The 18,667-nt window shown below is 59.7% G+C and carries 16 protein-coding genes and 1 pseudogene; 4 read left to right on the forward strand and 13 right to left on the reverse strand.

Features of this window, described 5'->3' with window-relative positions; translation table 11 throughout:
* The first annotated feature begins 36 nt into the window (after nucleotides 1-36).
* Nucleotides 37-786, forward strand: a complete 750-nt coding sequence (locus tag OZ411_RS30325; protein ID WP_282530899.1) for a FadR/GntR family transcriptional regulator — start codon at nucleotides 37-39, stop codon at nucleotides 784-786.
* Nucleotides 787-807: 21 nt separating this feature from the next.
* Here OZ411_RS30325 and OZ411_RS30330 read toward each other — a convergent pair whose 3' ends face one another.
* The 7 genes and pseudogenes from OZ411_RS30330 to OZ411_RS30360 all read right to left on the reverse strand — a co-directional run.
* Entirely contained in the window at nucleotides 808-2,436 is a 1,629-nt protein-coding gene (locus OZ411_RS30330; protein WP_282530900.1) for a GMC family oxidoreductase N-terminal domain-containing protein, read from the reverse strand.
* Between the two features lie 90 nt (nucleotides 2,437-2,526).
* On the reverse strand, nucleotides 2,527-4,152 hold the full coding sequence (locus tag OZ411_RS30335; RefSeq protein ID WP_282530901.1) for an ABC transporter ATP-binding protein: 1,626 nt from the start codon (nucleotides 4,150-4,152) through the stop codon (nucleotides 2,527-2,529).
* The gene (locus OZ411_RS30340) at nucleotides 4,152-4,994 is read right to left on the reverse strand and encodes an ABC transporter permease (RefSeq protein WP_282530902.1); all 843 of its coding nucleotides are present in this window, start codon (nucleotides 4,992-4,994) and stop codon (nucleotides 4,152-4,154) included. Before OZ411_RS30340 ends, OZ411_RS30335 begins: the two co-directional genes overlap by 1 nt.
* Nucleotides 4,991-5,974, reverse strand: a complete 984-nt coding sequence (locus OZ411_RS30345) for an ABC transporter permease (protein WP_282530903.1) — start codon at nucleotides 5,972-5,974, stop codon at nucleotides 4,991-4,993. Before OZ411_RS30345 ends, OZ411_RS30340 begins: the two co-directional genes overlap by 4 nt.
* Nucleotides 5,975-6,052: 78 nt before the next feature.
* Nucleotides 6,053-7,180, reverse strand: coding sequence for an ABC transporter substrate-binding protein (locus OZ411_RS30350; RefSeq protein WP_282530904.1), 1,128 nt, complete (start codon nucleotides 7,178-7,180; stop codon nucleotides 6,053-6,055).
* On the reverse strand, nucleotides 7,171-7,632 hold the full coding sequence (locus OZ411_RS30355) for an ABC transporter substrate-binding protein (RefSeq protein ID WP_282530905.1): 462 nt from the start codon (nucleotides 7,630-7,632) through the stop codon (nucleotides 7,171-7,173). The genes OZ411_RS30350 and OZ411_RS30355 overlap by 10 nt, the downstream gene beginning before the upstream one ends.
* A gap of 554 nt (nucleotides 7,633-8,186) precedes the next feature.
* Nucleotides 8,187-8,861: pseudogene (locus OZ411_RS30360) on the reverse strand (transposase); the annotation flags it as partial.
* Between the two features lie 273 nt (nucleotides 8,862-9,134).
* Here OZ411_RS30360 and OZ411_RS30365 point away from each other — a divergent pair.
* Together OZ411_RS30365 and OZ411_RS30370 are read left to right on the forward strand one after the other, a co-directional pair.
* Complete coding sequence (locus OZ411_RS30365) at nucleotides 9,135-9,398, forward strand: hypothetical protein (RefSeq protein ID WP_282530936.1); 264 nt, start codon at nucleotides 9,135-9,137, stop codon at nucleotides 9,396-9,398.
* Nucleotides 9,395-10,045: a nucleotidyl transferase AbiEii/AbiGii toxin family protein gene (locus OZ411_RS30370; protein ID WP_282530906.1), complete on the forward strand. Its 651-nt coding sequence runs from the start codon at nucleotides 9,395-9,397 to the stop codon at nucleotides 10,043-10,045. Before OZ411_RS30365 ends, OZ411_RS30370 begins: the two co-directional genes overlap by 4 nt.
* A 51-nt stretch (nucleotides 10,046-10,096) precedes the next feature.
* Here OZ411_RS30370 and OZ411_RS30375 read toward each other — a convergent pair whose 3' ends face one another.
* The 4 genes from OZ411_RS30375 to OZ411_RS30390 form a co-directional block, all read right to left on the reverse strand.
* A complete protein-coding gene (locus tag OZ411_RS30375) occupies nucleotides 10,097-10,561 on the reverse strand; it encodes a hypothetical protein (protein WP_282530907.1) in 465 nt (154 codons plus the stop codon).
* A 644-nt stretch (nucleotides 10,562-11,205) separates the two neighbouring features.
* Nucleotides 11,206-12,066: a cupin domain-containing protein gene (locus OZ411_RS30380; RefSeq protein WP_282530908.1), complete on the reverse strand. Its 861-nt coding sequence runs from the start codon at nucleotides 12,064-12,066 to the stop codon at nucleotides 11,206-11,208.
* Between the two features lie 849 nt (nucleotides 12,067-12,915).
* Nucleotides 12,916-14,151 (reverse strand): GTP-binding protein, encoded by a 1,236-nt coding sequence (locus tag OZ411_RS30385; protein WP_282530937.1) that lies wholly within the window; start codon nucleotides 14,149-14,151, stop codon nucleotides 12,916-12,918.
* A gap of 251 nt (nucleotides 14,152-14,402) precedes the next feature.
* Nucleotides 14,403-14,894, reverse strand: a complete 492-nt coding sequence (locus tag OZ411_RS30390) for an antibiotic biosynthesis monooxygenase (protein ID WP_282530909.1) — start codon at nucleotides 14,892-14,894, stop codon at nucleotides 14,403-14,405.
* Nucleotides 14,895-15,617: 723 nt separating this feature from the next.
* Between OZ411_RS30390 and OZ411_RS30395 the strand changes: the two genes are divergently transcribed.
* Nucleotides 15,618-17,123, forward strand: coding sequence for a PLP-dependent aminotransferase family protein (locus tag OZ411_RS30395; RefSeq protein ID WP_282530910.1), 1,506 nt, complete (start codon nucleotides 15,618-15,620; stop codon nucleotides 17,121-17,123).
* Between the two features lie 572 nt (nucleotides 17,124-17,695).
* On the opposite strand, the gene OZ411_RS30400 is transcribed toward OZ411_RS30395, so the two are convergent.
* Together OZ411_RS30400 and OZ411_RS30405 are read right to left on the reverse strand one after the other, a co-directional pair.
* On the reverse strand, nucleotides 17,696-18,268 hold the full coding sequence (locus OZ411_RS30400; RefSeq protein ID WP_282530911.1) for a gamma carbonic anhydrase family protein: 573 nt from the start codon (nucleotides 18,266-18,268) through the stop codon (nucleotides 17,696-17,698).
* Between the two features lie 7 nt (nucleotides 18,269-18,275).
* Nucleotides 18,276-18,656 carry a nuclear transport factor 2 family protein gene (locus tag OZ411_RS30405; protein WP_282530912.1) on the reverse strand — a complete coding sequence of 127 codons (381 nt, stop codon included), beginning with the start codon at nucleotides 18,654-18,656 and terminating at the stop codon, nucleotides 18,276-18,278.
* Nucleotides 18,657-18,667: the final 11 nt, after the last annotated feature.

Consider the following 18,667-nt stretch of genomic DNA (forward strand, 5'->3'; position numbering starts at 1 on the left):
TAATTGGCCCAGCAACTGGACATCTCGGGCAGGTCCATGGAATTATTTCGACCAGTAAACGTCAATCGTCTCTATCGCGTGATTGCCGATCAGATCATCGATAAAATCAGGCGAGGCGTTTACGTTTCCGGAAGCCGGCTTCCCGCGGAACGCGAACTTGCCGAACAGTTTGCCGTCAGCCGTACCTCCGTCCGTGAGGCGTTGATCGCGCTCGAAGTCGAGGGCTATGTCGATGTACGGGTCGGCAGCGGCGTCTTCGTTGTCCGCGACACGCCCATCACCAAATCCGTGGATACGTTGCTCGGAAAAGGCGTCGACATCCGCGCGTCCGGGTCGCATCCGAGCTATGCCGATGTCGGCGCGTTCGAACTGCTGTATGTGCAGATGCTCGTGGAACCCGAGGCCGCCGCGATGGCCGCCAGCAATGGGACGCCGGCGCAGAAGCGCGCAATCGCCGATGCCGCACATCTGATGGAAGGCTCGGACCGGCCGAGGCTGCACAATCGCATGTATCATCTGGCCATCGGCGAAGCGACGGGCAATTCCGCGATGGCGCTGACGGTGCGGAACATGTGGGACATTCACGACGAAAGCGTCATGTTCAATACGCTCGAACAGCATCTTGTCGGTCGGCCCGCCTGGATAAAGGCCGAGGATGAGCACCGCGCGATTACGTCGGCGATTCTTGCGGGCGATGCCGAGACGGCTCGGCAAGCCATGCGTATCCATACCGAACGAACCAGCCGCCGCCTCGGCAGCGATTTTGGCGGCGAACTGCCGGCCTGAGATCGGCGCACAGTCGGCCGGCTAGGCGGCTGCCGGTCGGCCGAGAATCATATCCGCCGCTTTCTCGGCAATCATCATCGTCGCCGCTGCCGTATTGGCCGATGGACCTGTCGGCATGACGGACGCATCAACGACGCGCAGGCGATCGAGCCCGTGCACGCGGAGCTCGGCATCCACGACCGCGAGCGGGTTGGCGCTCAATCCCATCCGTGCCGTGCCGCTCAGATGCTGTGCCGACATGCCGTAGCGGCCGGCAAAGGCCAGGATGTCCGCATCGGTTTCCACGCCGCCACCGGGCAACACCTCGTCGTCGAAGTAGTTTTGAAGCGCCGGATGCCGCAAGAGCGCGCGTGCCTGGCGGATGCCGGACGCCAGCACTGACTGGTCTTCCGGATGCACAAGATAGTTGGCGACGATCTCGGGGGCCTCGTTCGGGTCGATCGACCTTGCGTGGGTATGCCCGCGGCTCAATGGCCGGTGCGCCCACACGCCCGCCGTCATGCCTGGGAAACCGTCGAGCCTGCCGATCGCGCCTTCGCGATAGCTGGCGGGCGTGAACACGCCCTGCAGATCCGCCCTGTCCATGCCCGGTCGCGAGAAGCCGAACCAGTGGACGATGGACGGACTGACAGCCAGCAGATTCGGGCGTCCCGCGATCCATCGCAGCACCTCCTTCAGCAGCCGGCCACCGCGCGTCATTTCGTTGATCGTGAGACTGTTGCGGACCCGGGCCACGACCCGGACCGAATAGTGATCGCCCAGATTGCCGCCGACGCCCGGCAGATGATGAACCAATGGCGCACCGATACGCGCGAGATGCTCGGCATCACCGACGCCCGAGATTTCCAGCAGCCTCGGCGTATTGATCGCGCCGGCACTCAGGATCACTTCGCGCCGCGCGCGGATCGTAACCGGCCGGTTGCAATCGCCGTCCACAAAATAACGTACACCCTGCGCCACGCGGCCTTCGAACAGTACCGCGCTGCAGACCGCATGGGTCCGGATCGACAGATTGCCGCGGCGGCTGATCGGCCGCAGAAACGCATTTGACGTGCTGGAGCGGAAACGCGATCCGATGGTGCGCTGGAAATAGCCTGCGCCGGCCTGTTGCGCGCCGTTATAGTCGGGATTTTCCGGGATGCCGCTTTGCGCGGCCGCCGCGATGAAGGCGTCGCAGATCGGATGTCGCCAGGTGGCGGCGGACACATTCAGCGGGCCGCCGCGGCCATGGAATTGCGGTGATGACGGGCCGCTGAAATTTTCGCTGCGCCGGAAGTAAGGGAGGACGTCCTGATAGCTCCAGCCCCTGTTTCCCATCCGCGCCCAGTCGTCGAAATCCTGTGCCTGGCCGCGATTATAGATCATGCCATTGATCGCGGTCGTGCGCCCCAGCGTGCGCCCCTGCGGATAGGCAATCATGCGCCCCGCCGTCTGCGCTTGAAACTGCCAGGTCCATTTCGGATTTTTGATCACCTTGATGAAGCCTGCGGGAATATGCAGCCACGGCGACGTGTTCCTGCCGCCCGCCTCAATCAGGCAGACTGTCACCGCAGGATCTGCGCTCAGCCGGTTGGCTAGCACCGCACCCGCGGCGCCCGCGCCGACGATCACGTAATCGAAGATGTCCTCAGCGCGATACTTGCTATTCATCTTTGCCAGTCACCGGCGGACACCTTGCGTGTTTCACGCAGACCGTGTCCGCCGAAAATAATGTCATGCGACGTTTGCGGATGGTCGGTCTCAGGACGCCAGTCTGTGCCGGTTGCCCGGAATGGCATCGATCAGACGGCGGGTGTAGTCGTTGCGCGGCGACACTAGGATCTCGCCCGGCGGCCCGTATTCGACGACCTGTCCGCGATGCATCACTGCGATGTTGTGGCAGATCTGCGCGGCGACACGCAGGTCATGGGTGATGAAGATCATCGCCACGCCCATGGTCCGCTGAATATCGCCGAGCAGATCGAGCACCTGGGCCTGCACGGACACATCCAGCGCCGACACCGATTCATCGGCAACGATGATATCCGGCGACAGCGCGAGCGCGCGGGCAATGCCGATGCGCTGCCGCTGGCCGCCGGAGAACTCGCCGGGATAGCGGTCGAATGCCGTTTCGCCGAGTTGTACCAGTGCCAGAAGTTCGCGGGCGCGGGCGGCGGCCTTTGCCAGCGGCACGCCCTGGGCGACCGGCCCGTCGGTCAGGATCTGCCCGATCTTCTGACGCGGATTGAGCGAGGCAAAAGGATCCTGAAAGATCATCCGGATTTTGCCGCGCATCGGCCGGAACTGGGCCTGGCTCAGCGGGGCAATGTCTTTGCCGTTGACCAGGATCTGCCCGCCGTCGATGTCCTGCAATTTGAGCAGGCACTTTCCGATCGTGCTCTTGCCCGAACCGGATTCACCGACGATTCCAAGCGTCTCGCCGCGCGACAGCCGGAAACTGACATCATTGACCGCCTTGACGACGCGCTGCGCCCGGCCGAAGCCATTGCGCGTCGTATAGGATTTTGTGAGATTTTTGACATCCAGCAACGGCTGCACCGACGCCGGCCTGTCCTCGCGGGGGATGCCTTTGGGGACGGCGGCGATGAGCCGTTGCGTGTAGGGATGCTGCGGTCGCGTCAGCACATCATCACGCTGGCCGAGCTCGACCAGAATGCCCTCCTCCATGACGGCGATCCGGTCCGCGATATCGGCCACCACGCCGAAATCATGGGTGATAAACAGGACACCCATGTCCTTGGCCTGCTGGATGCTGCGGATCAGTTCGAGAACCTGTGCCTGGGTGGTCACGTCGAGTGCGGTGGTCGGCTCGTCGGCAATCAGCACGCTCGGCTCGAGCGCGAGCGCCATGGCGATCATCACGCGCTGACGTTGTCCTCCGGACAGGCGGAACGGATAGACGTACTGCAGCGACGCGGGATCCGGCAGGCCGACATAAGCCAGCAGATCCAGCATCCGCGCATGACGCTCGGCGCCGGTGGCCGGCGAAGCGTGGATTTCCATCACCTCCATGATCTGGCGCCCCACCTTCATCGTGGGATTGAGCGCCGACATCGGCTCCTGGAAGATCATGCCGATATCGCGCCCGCGCAGCGCGTTCATCTGCTTGTCCGACAGTTTCAGCAGGTCCTTGCCCTGAAACATGATCGTCCCTCCTTCCGGACGCATGTTTCGCGGCAGCAGACCCATGACGGCATTCGCGCTGATCGACTTTCCCGATCCGGATTCGCCGACGATGCACAGAATCTCGCCGGGATAAAGATCAAGGCTGAGATCCTTGACCGCGTGGCTGCGCTCGCCATGCGACGGCAGCGGAACGCTCAGATTCTTCAGCGAAAGGAGTGCGTCCCTGCTTGCAGCGACCATCACGCGCCCTCCCGCTTGCGCAATTGCGGATTGAGGGCGTCGTTGAGCCCCTCCCCGATCAGGTTGAAGGCGAGCACGGTGACGAGAATGGCGACGCCGGGGAGAATGCTCATCATCGGCGCCTCCCGCAGCATGGTGCGCGACGCACCGATCATGAAGCCCCAGCTCATCAGTGTCCGGTCGCCAAGCCCGAGGAAGGACAGCGATGATTCCGTGAGAATGGCCGTCGCCACCATGAGCGATCCGGTGACGATGATCGGCGACATGGCATTGGGAAGGATCTGCCTGAAGATGATCTGGCACGGTCGCAAGCCGATCACGATTGCCGCCTGGATGAATTCACGCTCGCGCAGCGACAGGAATTCGCCGCGCACCAGCCGGGCGACCGGCGGCCACGATACCAGTGCGATCGCGCCGACGATGGAATAGATAGACGGCGTGAAGATCGCGACCACGACAATGGCCATCGCGAGCTGTGGCACGGTCTGGAAGAATTCGGTGACGCGCATCAGGAGATCGTCGAGCCGGCCGCCGTAATATCCGGCCAAAGCGCCGACGCCGATCCCGATGATCACAGCGACGACTGTCGCGACCAGGCTGATGCAGATCGACACGCGCGCGCCATAAGCGAGCCCGGCGCCGATGTCGCGGCCGAGCATATCCGTGCCGAACGGATACGACGGATTGGTGAAGGCGCGGATCAGCGGGCGTCCCACCATGTTCCAGGGCGAGTGGTCATAGAACAACGGCGCCGCGATGGCGACGGCCACGACACCGGCGAGCGCCAGCGTCCCGAACAGCGAACCGCGATTGCGGAAAAATCGACGAAGCACATCGCTCATGAGCGGGCCTCGAAACCAATGCGCGGATCGACCACGGCGTAGAACAGATCAGTGAGCAGATTGAAAACGACAACCATGGTGGAGGTCACGAGGAAGACTCCGAGGAGAAGCTGATAGTCGCGCTGCAGCAGCGCGTCGAACATCAGCCGGCCGATGCCCGGCCAGCCGAACACGGTTTCGGTGAGCACGGCGCCGCCGGCCATCTGGCCGAGCTGCATGCCGGAAAACGTCACGATGGGCAGCAGCGCGTTGCGCAGGATGTGGCGGTAGATGACACGGTTCGCCAGCGCGCCTTTGGCGCGCGCGGTCTTGACGAAATCCATATTGCCGACATCCAGCATCGAGGCGCGCGTCAGGCGGACATACATGGCCATGTAGAACGAGCCGAGCGAGATGGTCGGCAGCACCAGATGCTGTGCGATATCCTTGACCCGCGCGAGGCCCGTGAAGCCAGCGCCGACGGTTTCCATGCCGAAAGCCGGCAGCCAGTCGAGCTGCACGGAAAACAGCAGAATCGCCAACAGCGAGAGCCAGAACAAGGGAGTCGCATAGAGCAGCAGCGACACGCCGACGATCAGACTGTCGAGCCAGTCTCTGGAACCGTGCTGCTTGGCGGTTGCCGCGAGTGCGCCGAACAGAATCCCGAGGATGATCGAGAACAGGAAGGCGCATCCCATCAGCAGCAAGGTAGCCGGAAGGCGGCTAGTGATCAGATCGAACACACTCACCTGCATGCGATAGGAATAGCCCCAGTCGAACTGCACGACGCCTTTCAGATAGATCAGCAACTGGTGAAGTAGCGATTGGTCGAGACCAAACTGCTTGCGGAGTGTGTCGACGAACTGCGGGTCGCTCGCTCCGGCTTCGCCCGCCATGATGGATGCGGGATCGCCTGGCGCGAAGCGGATCAGGAAGAAATTGACGACCACGACGCTGAGGATGAGACCCAGCGCCTTGGCAGCGCGTGACAGCGCAGGCATGAGAAAATTCATGGGGAGAGAGGTCCGGTGCCGTTCAGGCCGACGAAGGGGACACGTCGCCGTGTCCCCTTCACGCGATTACTTGAGATAGACGGATTCGAAGTTCGAATTGGTGCCGACGCCCGACGTGATCAGGTTGTTCACCTTGCTGCGGTAGAGCGTAACGTTCTGATTTTCGAACAGGTAGACATTGGCCGCGTCTTCGACGAGGCGCTTCTGCACTTCGCTATAGAGGCGCTGGCGCTCTTCGCCCGATGTCGAAGCGGCAGCATCCGCGAACAGTTTGTCGACCTCGGGATTGCTGTAGCCGGCATTGTTCACGAAGGGCGAGCCCTTGACGATGTTGCTGCTGACAAACAGGCGCGACACGCCGATGGCCGGATCGCCGAACTGATCGGTGAAGTGGAAGGTCGTGTCGAATTCGAAATTGGCCACCCGCTTCGCCCAGCCGCCAGCGTCGGTCGCCTCGATCTTGACGGTGAACCCGACCTGTTCGAGCGACTGCTGGACATATTCGGCCAGACGGCTCCATGCCGAGCCGTAGGGATAATCGAGAATCTTGACCGGATATTTCGACAGATCGACGCCCGACTCCTTGACCAGGGCCCGCGCCTTCTTCGGATCGTAACCGAGCGACGGCACCTTCGGGTCGTAGAACATCGTGGTCGACGAGATCGGCCCCGTGGCGACCTTGCCGATGCCGAAGAAGACGTTGTCGACAATGAACTTGCGATCGATCGCATAGGTCACGGCCTGACGCACCTTCGCATTGTCGAATGGCGGCTTCCGCTGGTTCATGATCATTGAGGTGATGGTCGAGTACATTTCCGTACCCTTGGTGGTGTTGTCCACGCCGGGCAATGCCTTCAAGCGCTGGACATCGACCGGGTCCACATCGCCGCCGCGCAGCACGTCGACGCGTCCCTGCTCGAAGGCCACCGCGCGCGAGGCGGCATCGGGCACCACGCTGAAGATCAGCTTGTCGAGGTAGGGAAGTTCGGGCTTCCAGTAGTCGGCATTGCGCACCAGAGTGATGCTCGAGCCGCGGTCCCATTTCTCGAACTTGAAGGGCCCGGTGCCGATCGGATGCTGGTTCGCCGGATTGGTGGCGAAATCGGTTCCTTCATAGATATGCGCTGGCACGACGATGATGTTGTCGGTACCGAACAACTGAATGAACGGCGCAAACGGCGCCTTCAGCGCCATCTCGACCGTATGATCATCGGTCGCCTTGATGCTGTCGAGGTAGGTGTTGAGGATCGGCTGACCCGCGGATGCACCGTGCGCAGGAACTTGTCTATGCTGAACACGACGTCAGCAGCCGAGAATGGCTTGCCATCGTGCCATTTGACGCCCTGCTGGAGCTGGAACGTATAGGTCCGGCCGTCGGCTGAAATCGACCACGACTTCGCCAGACCCGGACGGGGCTTGAGGTCCGCCCCATAGGTCAGAAGACCCTCATAGATCTTCGACCCGACATATTGCGTAGGCGCCTGACCATTCAGGCCGAGGACGAGAATGGCCGGCTCGGGCTGCACGATCAGATTGAGCGTCCCGCCCTTGGTCTGCGCGTCTGCAGATCCGAGCTGAACGAATAGCGCAGCAAGCGCCGCAGCAGTCCCGAGTGCCAAACCGCGCAAACGCACCCTGTCGTACATCAAACCCTCCATTCGCCGGCGCATGCATCGCGCATCGCCGCTGCCGTAAGCCAACAATGGCGGAATGGTGATTGCTATCGGTCAACCGGTCAAGTGGCTGGACCAATTTTTGCTGGATAAGTCGGCAATTTGCGCATCTGAGCAATTTTTGTGCAAATAAGTTACAATGATCGCCTGCATCGTCTGCGGTGTCACGAAGGCCCGCCGCGCCAAGTCGGCATTCGACAGTCCCGCGCTGAACTCGAGTCCCGCGAGAACCTAACGACCAAACTCACCCCGGCCGGGCGTTCGGCACTGCGTGCAGCCCACCAGATTGCAGCTAACGCCGAAGTGCTGGCCCGAAACGCGGTTGCACCCAGTGATCCCGAGATAATCTATTCAGCCTTGTTACGGATAGCTGAGGCCATACCGTAACCTTCTTCGGTTTTTAGCGCAGGACAGTGGCGAGACCCGCGCACGGTCGAAGGTTGACTGTCGAGCCAGGTTCGTTCGCTCTGCGCCGATAGTGTTGAAGAAGTCGGCGATTTGACTGTTGGCGTGCGCATTGGAGCAGGCACCGGGATCAGCTTCGCCAGCTTCCGAAGGTTCTGCGCAGTCGCGGCAAGCAGGAACTCGTCGTGAGCACCGCAAGGGCCTCTCAGACGAAGCCGATCGAGGCGCAGGATGCGCTTCAGATGCGCGAACAACATCTCGATCTTCTTGCGTTCACGCCGCGAGGTCACATAGGCCTCCGTCCTGGCGATCCCGCGGGCCACGTCCCGGGCGCTCTCGTAGATCGAACGCGGCACCTTGCGGGCTGGCATCTTCGGGCAGCACTGTGGCTTGAGCTCGCAGATGTCGCAGTCACGTTTGCTGGCGCGATAGAGAAGCGTCGCCTCGTCATTCACCAGCGTCCCGGTTGAAGTCAGCACCTTGCCTGCCGGGCAGCGATAGATTTCGGTCTCCGGATCGTAGGCAACGTCGTCGCGGGCGAACGTCCCGTCCTCGCGAGCCGACTTGTCGAACACAGGTATATGCGGCTCGATTGCGCGCTCGTTGACCAACCAACCCAGCATCTCGGCTGATCCGTAAGCGCTGTCGGCAGTCAGACGCTCGGGATGGATGCCGAAGCGATCCTGAGTACGTTCGATCATCGTGCGGGCCGCACCGACCTCAGCCTGTCGAATGGCGCGTGTCGCCTCGACATCGACGATGACCGCAGCCCTCAGATCAATCAGGTAATTGTCAGCGCAGCCGACAGCCCGGTCCCGGAGGGAGACGTCCCAACCTTCCGACGCCCAGGCGGCACCGGGTTTGTTCGGGTTCCCGATGATGCCGCCGACCTCGGCTTTCCCTTCGGCCAAATTATGCGCTGATAATCAATTACTTACGGTCCACAAACCAGAAGCCAGACGGTTCAGGCTTTGTTGACGGCAAGGCGCCAAGCTGTTGACTTGGTTCCGCGCTAGGCCATCTTTAGTATGTGGGCTGCGGCTTGGATGTGTTTTGAGACAGTGAAGGTCATGGGCAAGTTTCCCGCGTCAGTTCTGACGACCGTGAATGCGCCGTACAGCAAGAAGCTGGACGCGCCGACGCTTGCCCATTGTCTGACTCATCCTGAGGCCGCCAAGGCCTGGCCGGGACAGATGTCGGCGTTTTTCGGCGAAGTCGCCCCGGAGTTGCAGAAGGCTTTTGCCCGCGCATTCCACATCAGCGAAGCAGAGCTGGTCACCGCTGCAAAGACATTCGCGCAATTCTCCGGCGAATCCTATCCACTCGCCGCGTGAGCGCAGTCAGACTAGACTGGGCGCGTCTTTTTCGCATCGCCTGCTCGCTGATACGTCAGGTCAATTCCGAGCAGCTCATCATCGATTCATGGTCGTTCGGCGGCGGCACGACGATGATGCTGCAAATCGGCCACCGCGAGAGCCGCGACGTCGACATCTTCCTGCCCGATGCGCAGCTCCTGCCCTTTCTCGATCCGAAGCTGCACGATTTCGAGTTCGATATCTGGCCATCCGACTACGGCGGCGACGGCACCGGCTTCCTCAAGCTGGCTTTCGAGGGTACCCTCTCCGAGGAGCCGAAATACTTCGGACGTCCTCTCGTCCGCGATTTCGATTGCTCGGATATTCTTTGTCCTCAGCGGGATGTTGATGAGCCGGTTGCGTCTGCCCAGGTCGAGCAGTGCCTTCCGGTCCGCGAGAAGTCTATTTCTTACCGATGTCAATGGCGCCCCACCACTTCAAGCCGCAGATTGCAGGACCGCGCGATGTCCGGTCAAGTACGAGGCAATGAAGGCCCACGTCAGTCCGGACACCCCCTGCTGGCAACGGGCTATGCCGCCCAAGTTAACTTCAGCACAAGCGCATCCCAGAGTGGCCACGACACCAGCTGTGCAAAACCCGCACCTAGCCCTTATTCTTTCGATTAATATGGCGAGACCGCTCGCACTGCTTGGAGACCACCTCAGTGCCGGGTGCCGCTACTCCAGTACAGCGGCCTCCACGGGACCGACCTCGAATGCCTTACCTTCCTCCTCGAGTTGTTTCTTTCGCTTGTTCGCGGCTGTTACATATAAACGCAGCGCATCAAGATCCGCCTTGATCACATCGAATTTCGGGAGATCGGCCGGCACTCCCATCGATTGGTCGTGCCCCGAAAACTTGGAGCATCGCGTCATTCCGGCGTAGACGGCCTCATAGTCCGCCTTTTCGATACGGGCGGCCCTCAGCTTCATCCGGTTCTGGCGGTTGCGCCGTGCCCTGAAGACGCGATCGTTTCGAAACTCGCCCGATTGTCGGAAAAGGACAGAAAGTTTGTCGAGGCCTACCACACTGCGCGCCCGCTCGATCTCGACCTGATTGTCGAGAGAATCAAGGCAACGAAGTTGGAGCCGGAGCTGCAGGAAAGAGCGATAGGCTTTGTGACCCGTCTTGTGAAGCCGCAAGCGACGCCCACCGGCTTGAGCGGAGAGTCGCAGCGTCGCCCCTAAGGGACCTCTCCGGAGCCCACCGACTTCCGCACCGCGGCAGCAGGCCGCAAGCGGCGTTCGTCCCCCACTTCGGTGAGAGCGGATCAGACCAGCGAAGACATGCTGACGGACAGCCTCGCCTATCCCGAATGCGGTTGTTTGCGGTGCATTGATCGCGTCAGTCCATAACAGGATCTATCAAGGGTCGAAGAAACCGTCCCGAGGGCTTCAAGGCGAACGTCAAGCCACAGGCATGCTTCGACGCGCGCCGCCTTCCTGCAACTCGCAGATTAGGTCAGAAGATGACTCAGTCATGACACGAGTGGATGATGCCGTCGCTTTCCGATCGTCCACCAGACCAATGATGAGTGACTGGCTGAAGGCTGTTTTTGGCTCCAGCATTGCCAGAGTGACGGGCAGATTAGAATTGCCCGTCAGGTTTAGCTATTCGCGGCATTCCTTGCCGGGGTCGATCGCGGCAGGGCGAGGTCCTGAGCATAGACTTCCGACCGAGCCGATCTCGCCATCCGCCCGATCGGTCCAGACTTGGCCCCGACCGCCTATCGCGTGACGCGCCTGCCTGCTGATCACCAACAGGCGACAGGGGTCAGTAGCGGCCGCTAGGAGATTTTCTCATTCGTGGTGATCCAGAACTTTTTCACGAACGGCGCCTTCGACGTCCAAGTGACTTTCAGACCTGACGGGAGGGCAACGATGTCGCCTGCCTTGAGATGATATTCTTCGCCCGTCTCTTCATTGACCATGTGTACCTGCCCTTCGAGCAGCAGCATGGTCTCGTCTCCGAGCGGAGCAGTATATGGGACCGTCGAAGACCCGTCCGATTTGCAGCCCGCAATGCCAACCCCTGTGCGCCAGAGCCCGCATTTAAGCGTACCCGTGCTTCCCGTTGACCGGAGCGCGAAAAGCTCCCCGCAAATCTGGGGACCGTGGTCGGGCTCGACCCACTTGTAGGCCTCCCACACGTCCGGGTTATCGCTGATATTGCCGACGAAGACGTCGCTTTCGCGGGTAGCGGGATTTGGGCTGTCCCAAATAACCCAGAACTTCTTGAGAAACGGCGGGTCGATGTCCCAGCTCAATACGACACCCTTCGGATGGCTGATCATTGAGCCGGCTTCGAGCCGATATTTTTTGCCCGTGGCCGCTATGGTAACCGTTACCGATCCTTCGAGGATCACGATGGTTTCATCGCCGAGCGGGGCTGAATAGTCGACGTGACATGAGCCGTCCGCTTCGCATCCCGCGATGCCAATGCCTGTCCGCCAGAGCCCGGCTTGTAACGTTCCGCCAGTGCCCTTGCTACGAATTACGGCCACCTCGCCTTTGACTTGCGGGCCAAATTTTGGATCGTCCCATGCGAACGGCACCCACTTGTCTGGGTTGTCGTTTCGGCTACCTACTTCGATGTGCCGCTGGAGTGTCGTTTCCTCATTCGGTTTACGCAAGGCGCCGTTGCTCATGCCATTCTCCTATTGTGAAGGATACCTACCATCTGCGCTGCCCGCGGCTAAAAGCGGTGGGCCAACTAGGCCTTAGGGTATGGAGAATAAGCGCACGGCCCAGCTACGAAGTAGGCCCGGTTGCGCATTTTTTGATGGCACCAGAGCGGTGGACCACCGATACAGGGATTCCGCTCCAGCCATTCCGAGCTACGGCGAGATCGTAGAACAGCTTCATCGATTCGATCTCGGCAACAATATTGAGATCTACACGCCACTCGCTTGAAACATCATCGAATAAGAAATAGCAGGTATGGACGCGAGATGGCAGATTACCGAGTTCGACAAACCAAATTGGCCTGCCAAATCCTCGGTTCCGATCTGATTGGATCAAGAAAATAGAGCTGTGCGCTGAGAAACGAGCTAGGGCGGTGCGTGTTCTGTGCGTCGGGAATTGTAGGCTGACCGAATCAAAACGCTTCCCCGCGTGTCAGACGCTTACCTTTGCTAAGCGCTTCGAAGATCTTTGCATCGCGCCCGGGCTTGGCCCGCCTGGCCGGCTCCAAGCGCGTCACCGCCACGGCGATCGTTGTGATCATCGCGAGAGCCATGCTGACGAATACCTCGCGGCCGCTTTCCCGAACAACAACTCGCTGGGTGGTTGATTTGGCGAGCTGCCATCCTAACGCTCGCCCAGCCTTCTGACTTCAATTAGCTTCGCACTTGGCGGTTGAGGAAGCCCAGTTACAGGAAATTAAGCGCGGAGATTGTGGCGACGAGCTCCGTCTTTACGAACTGTGTTATCTTGGAAAATTGTGCCTGGTAGACCGTCGAATCTTCGTCGTTAACGGCGCTTTCTTGTTGTCCGAGTTAGGCGTCCTCTCGCATCTCGCCTTTGGCTCGCCAGATCGGAAAGCAGTCCCTCTCATCCACCAACTCGGACGGCAGATGCGAAGGCATCGAATCGGTTAGGCAGGCATCCAATCTGCGGCTTATTTCTTCTGGATCGAAATTGGTGCCAACGAAGACAAGCTCCTGTTTGCGGTCGCCATACCGCGGATCCCACGAGGCTTTGAGTGACCTCCGCCAGTCGGAATCGGTCGGCCAGTACTTTCTATCGACGGCTGACCACCACCAGCTTCTGCCGCTGGTGCGAACGAGTGCTCCGCAATGACTTAGCTCACCCACCCACCGCGGTCTGGTAGCAAGCCAGAAGAATCCCTTCGCTCGCAACACGCCGCTCCAGGAACTGGCGAGAAACTCGGAGAAGCGCCTCGGATCAAACGGCCGGCGCGCACGATAAACGAAACTCGATATTCCGTACTCGTCGGTTTCGGGAATGTGGTCCTTGAAACCTTCAAGCTCCTTCTTCCATAGAGGATGCAACTCGGCTCGCTCGGCGTCAAACCGCTTCACGCCAACGATCGACTCCAGTGGGATGCGCCCGAAATTTGCCTCTACCAGTTCGGCATCGGCATTCAATCCTCTGATGATCGAATAGGCGGCGAAACGTTGCTCCCTCGTGACGGACGAGATCTTGTTGAGAACGATCGTATCGGCGAACTCGATCTGATCGACCAAGAGCTCGACGATCGTGCGCTTATCATCAGAAGAAACCGACGATTCTCTTACCGCAAGAACGTCGCGTGACCAGAAGTTGCAGGTAATTCGTGCCGTATCGACGACGGTCACCATGCTGTCGATGTAGGCAATGTCCTGAAGGCTCGAGCCGTCCTCTTCCTGATAAGAGAATGCAGCCGCGATGGGCAGTGGCTCAGAAATGCCGGTGGCTTCGATTACGAGATTGTCGAACCTCCGCTCAGCAGCAAGCGCTCTGACTTCCTCGATCAAATCGCCGCGAAGCGTGCAACAAATGCATCCGTTGCTCAGCTCGACAAGCGTCTCTTCCGTGCGCGACAACTGAGCTCCGCCGGTTCTCAGCAATTCACCGTCGATATTAATGGCAGACATGTCGTTCACGATCACCGCGATCCTGCGCCCGCGGCGATTCAGGAGCAGTTCGTTCAACAGGGTCGTCTTTCCCGCACCTAGAAATCCGGACAACACAGTAACCGGAAGTCTTCGACCTTTTCGCTCCTGCACCATCAACACGGTACCCCATTAAGCTCCGTTGAAACGCCTGATTGTTGCCGGATTTGTTGGGGGTATCGCCGGCGCCTACCCCGTACTTCCGCGCAACGCGCATCATGGCATCGATGAACTCGGGGATACCAACTCATCCCCGAGTCGTCGTTCGCGCACCAGACTGTTATTTCCACCGGGCCATCTGGACCGTGCCACAGCGCGGACGGCGTGCCTGGTATCCGCCGGATGCTGGTGAGCGTCGGACGAAGCTCTTATTCCGCAGCGATCGCTGCCGGACTCGGTGCGACATCCTTGAAACAGGCGGTACTATTCGGCGTATCAGCCATGACCGGGAAGACGAAACCGCACTTGGGACAAGGTACGGCCAACGCCGCCTGCTCCATCGCTACGTCATAAGCGGTGTCGGTGATATGCGCGCAGGCCGGACACACACGAATGAGGCGCGCGTTTTTGTATTCAAAGTTGACGATGATGTCTTCCATGATTGCGCCGCTGCGGACGGCCCATTCCTTCGCGTTCTTGTGGTAGGTGTCCATGTGCCAATCTTTCAGAGCTTCGAAGCTCGTCCAGAAGCTGACCTCATTGTACCAATGCGGATCGTCCGGATGGACCCACCATGTCAGATGAAGAAATCCGGGAAGTTTTTTGAGCTGATGGCGCACGTTACCGAAAACGACTTGAAACTTCTTGTAGCCGTCCTCGCTCGAAAACCGCACGCGCTGCATGCTTTGATAGACTGCCATGTATTGCCCTGCTCCCTGCATTTAGCGCCCCCTGCGCCAACGGTCTCAGCTTAGAGCGATTCCGAGCGGAGGGTTGGACCAGTGACAAAATTTAGGCTTGGTCCACCTGAGCCTAGAAAAGCGGCATGTCGCCTCACTCGCATTCGCCTGCGCGAGTAGCTCAGCGCGTGGCGCGCGACGCCCTCTTCAGGTGGTCGCTTTGTCGTTTGCTGCGTCTCCGAAAAAATTCCTCACCGCTTCACGGCGACACACCTCCGGCAACTATCCGAACCGCACCATGCAAACCTCAGTAAACCATTAGACCATCGCATCGATGTTCCAAGGCTCACAAAGCGATCCAATGAACTGAAGCAGGGCTCAGCCTGCTCGAACGTCGCCGGTTAACATTTGCACTTCCGATTGCAGCGCCGAGGCTAAGCTCTTATTGCCTCGGGCGCCAATCTGCCAATTTCCATCATCGATACGCTGCCCTTAGCTAGCTTTTCGATAGCGTTAGTTTCAGAAATAGGAAAAAATGGCGGCGCCGTTCAAAGTGGCGGTCAGCATGGTCTGCTTCACGGCTCGCGGTTACATGGCCTCGGTGCACCAAGGGGGTGGAACGCAGGCTACAAAATCGCAGATGGGTCCAGCGACAAGAAAAGGTTTGATACCAGTAGGGGCATCCTCCACTCTAAGGCATTCTTTCTAGGCTGGTGGCATACGGATTGCTTGGAGGACGGCATCATGCAGCTGCCGATCGTCTTAAGTGCAGGTAAGGGCACTCCACTCCAACAGCAGCTCGTGGACCAGATCCACGGGATGATCTCGCGCGGAGTGCTCCTGCCGGGGACACAGATTCCATCAAGCCGCGAGATGGCAGACCAGCTCGGTATCTCAAGGCGCACCGTGGTGCTCGCCTATGACCGTTTGATTGACGATGGGTCCATCGAAACACGACCGGCGCGTGGCACGTTCGTTTGCAATCAACTGCCGAGCCAATGCCTTCGCATAAGCTCCGTTGCGCCGAGCCAAGATTGCAGCTCGACTATCATGGATAAGGCGAGCGAAGACGTCGGAGGCATGAAGCTTTTCCAGCCTGTCAGCGATCGACTACCCTATGATTTTCGTATCGGAAAACCCGATCCATCTCTGTTTCCACGAAACCATTGGCGCCGGCTAACGTCGGAGCTTCTCGAGGCCTTCACGCGGGTGGTCAGCGATTACAACCACCCGGCAGGTCACCCGCTGCTCAGGAGTGCGATCGCTCAGCATCTGCGCATGGCGCGCGGGATCCTGTGCCGCCCCGAACAAGTGATAGTAACGGCGGGAGCACAGGAAGGGCTCAACCTTGTCGCGCGTTTGATGAACATTCACGGCAAACCAGTCGTTGTAGAAGATCCGTGTTACCACGGCGCGGCGCAGACGTTCCTCAGTCTAGGGGGTGAGCTAACACCCGTGGCTGTCACGGACGACGGTATCGATACCGACTTGCTGCCAACGCGAGCAGGGTGTTTAGGTTATGTGACGCCTTCACATCAGTTTCCGCTCGGCGTCACCATGTCGCAAGAACGGCGGTTGGCTTTGATCGCTTGGGCACGTTCCACCGGCGCGCTGTTGGTCGAGGATGACTATGACAGCGACTTCCGGCACAACTCCTCCCCACTCGTTGCGCTTCAAGCGCTCGGCGCGGAATGCGTCGTGTATTTGGGCACGTTCTCCAAATCGATCGGTCCGGGCCTTCGGCTTGGATACGCTGTGTTCCCGGATCATCTTGTCGACTCGGCCGCCGCTCTCAAATCGATCATGAACAATGGTCATCCTTGGCTCGAGCAAGCCGTCACGGCCCAGTTCATCACGTCGGGCGCCTTCGAGCATCATCTTTCCCACATGCGAACCGCCTATCTGGAGCGTAGGAATGCCCTTGTGAACGGTCTCAAAGCAACGTTTCCCGCGACTTCGACAAGCGGCTACGAAGGGGGCATGCATCTCGTCTGGCAGCTCAGTTCCGAATTTCCGTCGGCATTGGAGGTGCGGAAGCAGTGCCGAAAGCTCGGCGTAGGGGTGTATACCCTCGACGCGAGCCCAAGTTTCCAGGTCGAATCTCGACCGGAGCATGAGCGGCGGCTTCTGCTCGGCTATGCGGGCTTGACCCGCGAGCAGATCATGACCGGGATTTCCCGTATTCAGCGGGCTTTCATAGACGACCCACCCAAGAGCCGACTGCCATTGGGCCTCCGAGCACAGGTCTAGTTCGCAGCAACCGTATGCCGCGCGCGCCCCGAATAATCCGGCAGGCCCCGCTTGGTTTCACACGGATCGGTCGCTGGTCCCATCGACTTTCGGCAGGATGCCAGTTCGGGACCGATCTCAGCCGAAGCCTTCTCGCCGACGAGGTCAAGCCCTTGGTCTCATCGTCGCAAGGATCGTTGGCGCACAAGAACGAGCGAATGGCCTTCGCTGCCGGCCTCGCTTTTGCAGCCACGTCCCCATTTCGGGAATTTTGGCGGACAGGGTCTTCTTGATCCTCGTCAGGAGGGGTCAAAAGGCAACTGGCGCGTTATGCCGAACCAAGTACTCCAACGGAGTTCCTAGGCATTCGCAAACAATCGATTTGCTGTTCGTGGCGCTCGCATCGCATTCGCGAACGCCACCTTTGCGTGAGCCGTCGTGCGAGATTCGCAGCCACAACGGAATCAATCGATCAACGTACCAGATCCGGGGCAAGGGCCGCACTCTGCACAAACCAGGTTCCCAAGCGTGAAGCAAACGCTGTACCACAAGGCGGCGTCAATCAACCTTTTCGCCTGTGGGCCAATCTCCCATCACGACCTGATGCGCGCCAATGCGCTTCGGAAGCGAGCGGCGTTTCCGACATAGTGAGAGGCATTCGTCACGAACTCTTCCCGCTCTTGCTCTGTCAATACGCGCTGCAGCTTGGCGGGGGTCCCGGTCCACAGCTCACCGGGCCCGATCTTCCGTCCGGTTGTGAGCAGGGCACCGGCTCCAAGAACGCCGCCGCGCTCGATGACGGCACCGTTCATGACGATGGCCCCCATTCCCACGAATGCCTGATCTTCGAGCCGACAGCCATGAATGATACAAGCATGACCGATGGTGACGTCGTCTCCGATGACCGTGGCGAACTCGCCCGGATCGACATGCACGACCGTGCCGTCCTGGATATTCGTCCGCTTCCCGATCTGGATGAAATTTGCATCACCACGCAACACGCAATGGAACCACACGCCCGATTCCGCGCCGATCCGCACGTCGCCAATGATCGCAGCCGTCGGCGCGATCCAGGCGGAGGGATCTAGAGCAGGCTCCGCATCCCCCAGACGGAAGATCGAAGAGCCCTGGTATGCGGGGGTCTGCCTAGGAACTACGTTCATCACGGTGCCTTCAGAGGTAGTAGCTCTTATGGATGATCTTCCATTCGCCCTTGCAGAACGCGAGATTGAAGAGATCCTGACCATCGAGGGTTCGAGGTCCCATGACGAAGCTGAAGGCCACTCTTACGCTTGCAAGATAATCGACGATGCTGATCTCGATTTCGCGCGCTTTCTCTTCGGCGTTGTCGTATTTGGAGTGCAAAGAGCCGATCGATCCGACGAATTCGTCGAGGGTGATGGTTTTGATCTCGTCGCCTTTCACGTAGTAGTGTTGGATATTGGCATTCGGATGGAAGGTCTCGCGAAATGCTTTCTCGTCCCACGTCTTCACCGCGGTCAGATATTTCGCGATCACCTCACCCACGGCCTGCTTCTGTTGTTCGATCTTCATGCTATCACTCA

Source organism: Bradyrhizobium sp. Arg237L (genome assembly GCF_029990105.1).
Lineage (GTDB): Bacteria > Pseudomonadota > Alphaproteobacteria > Rhizobiales > Xanthobacteraceae > Bradyrhizobium.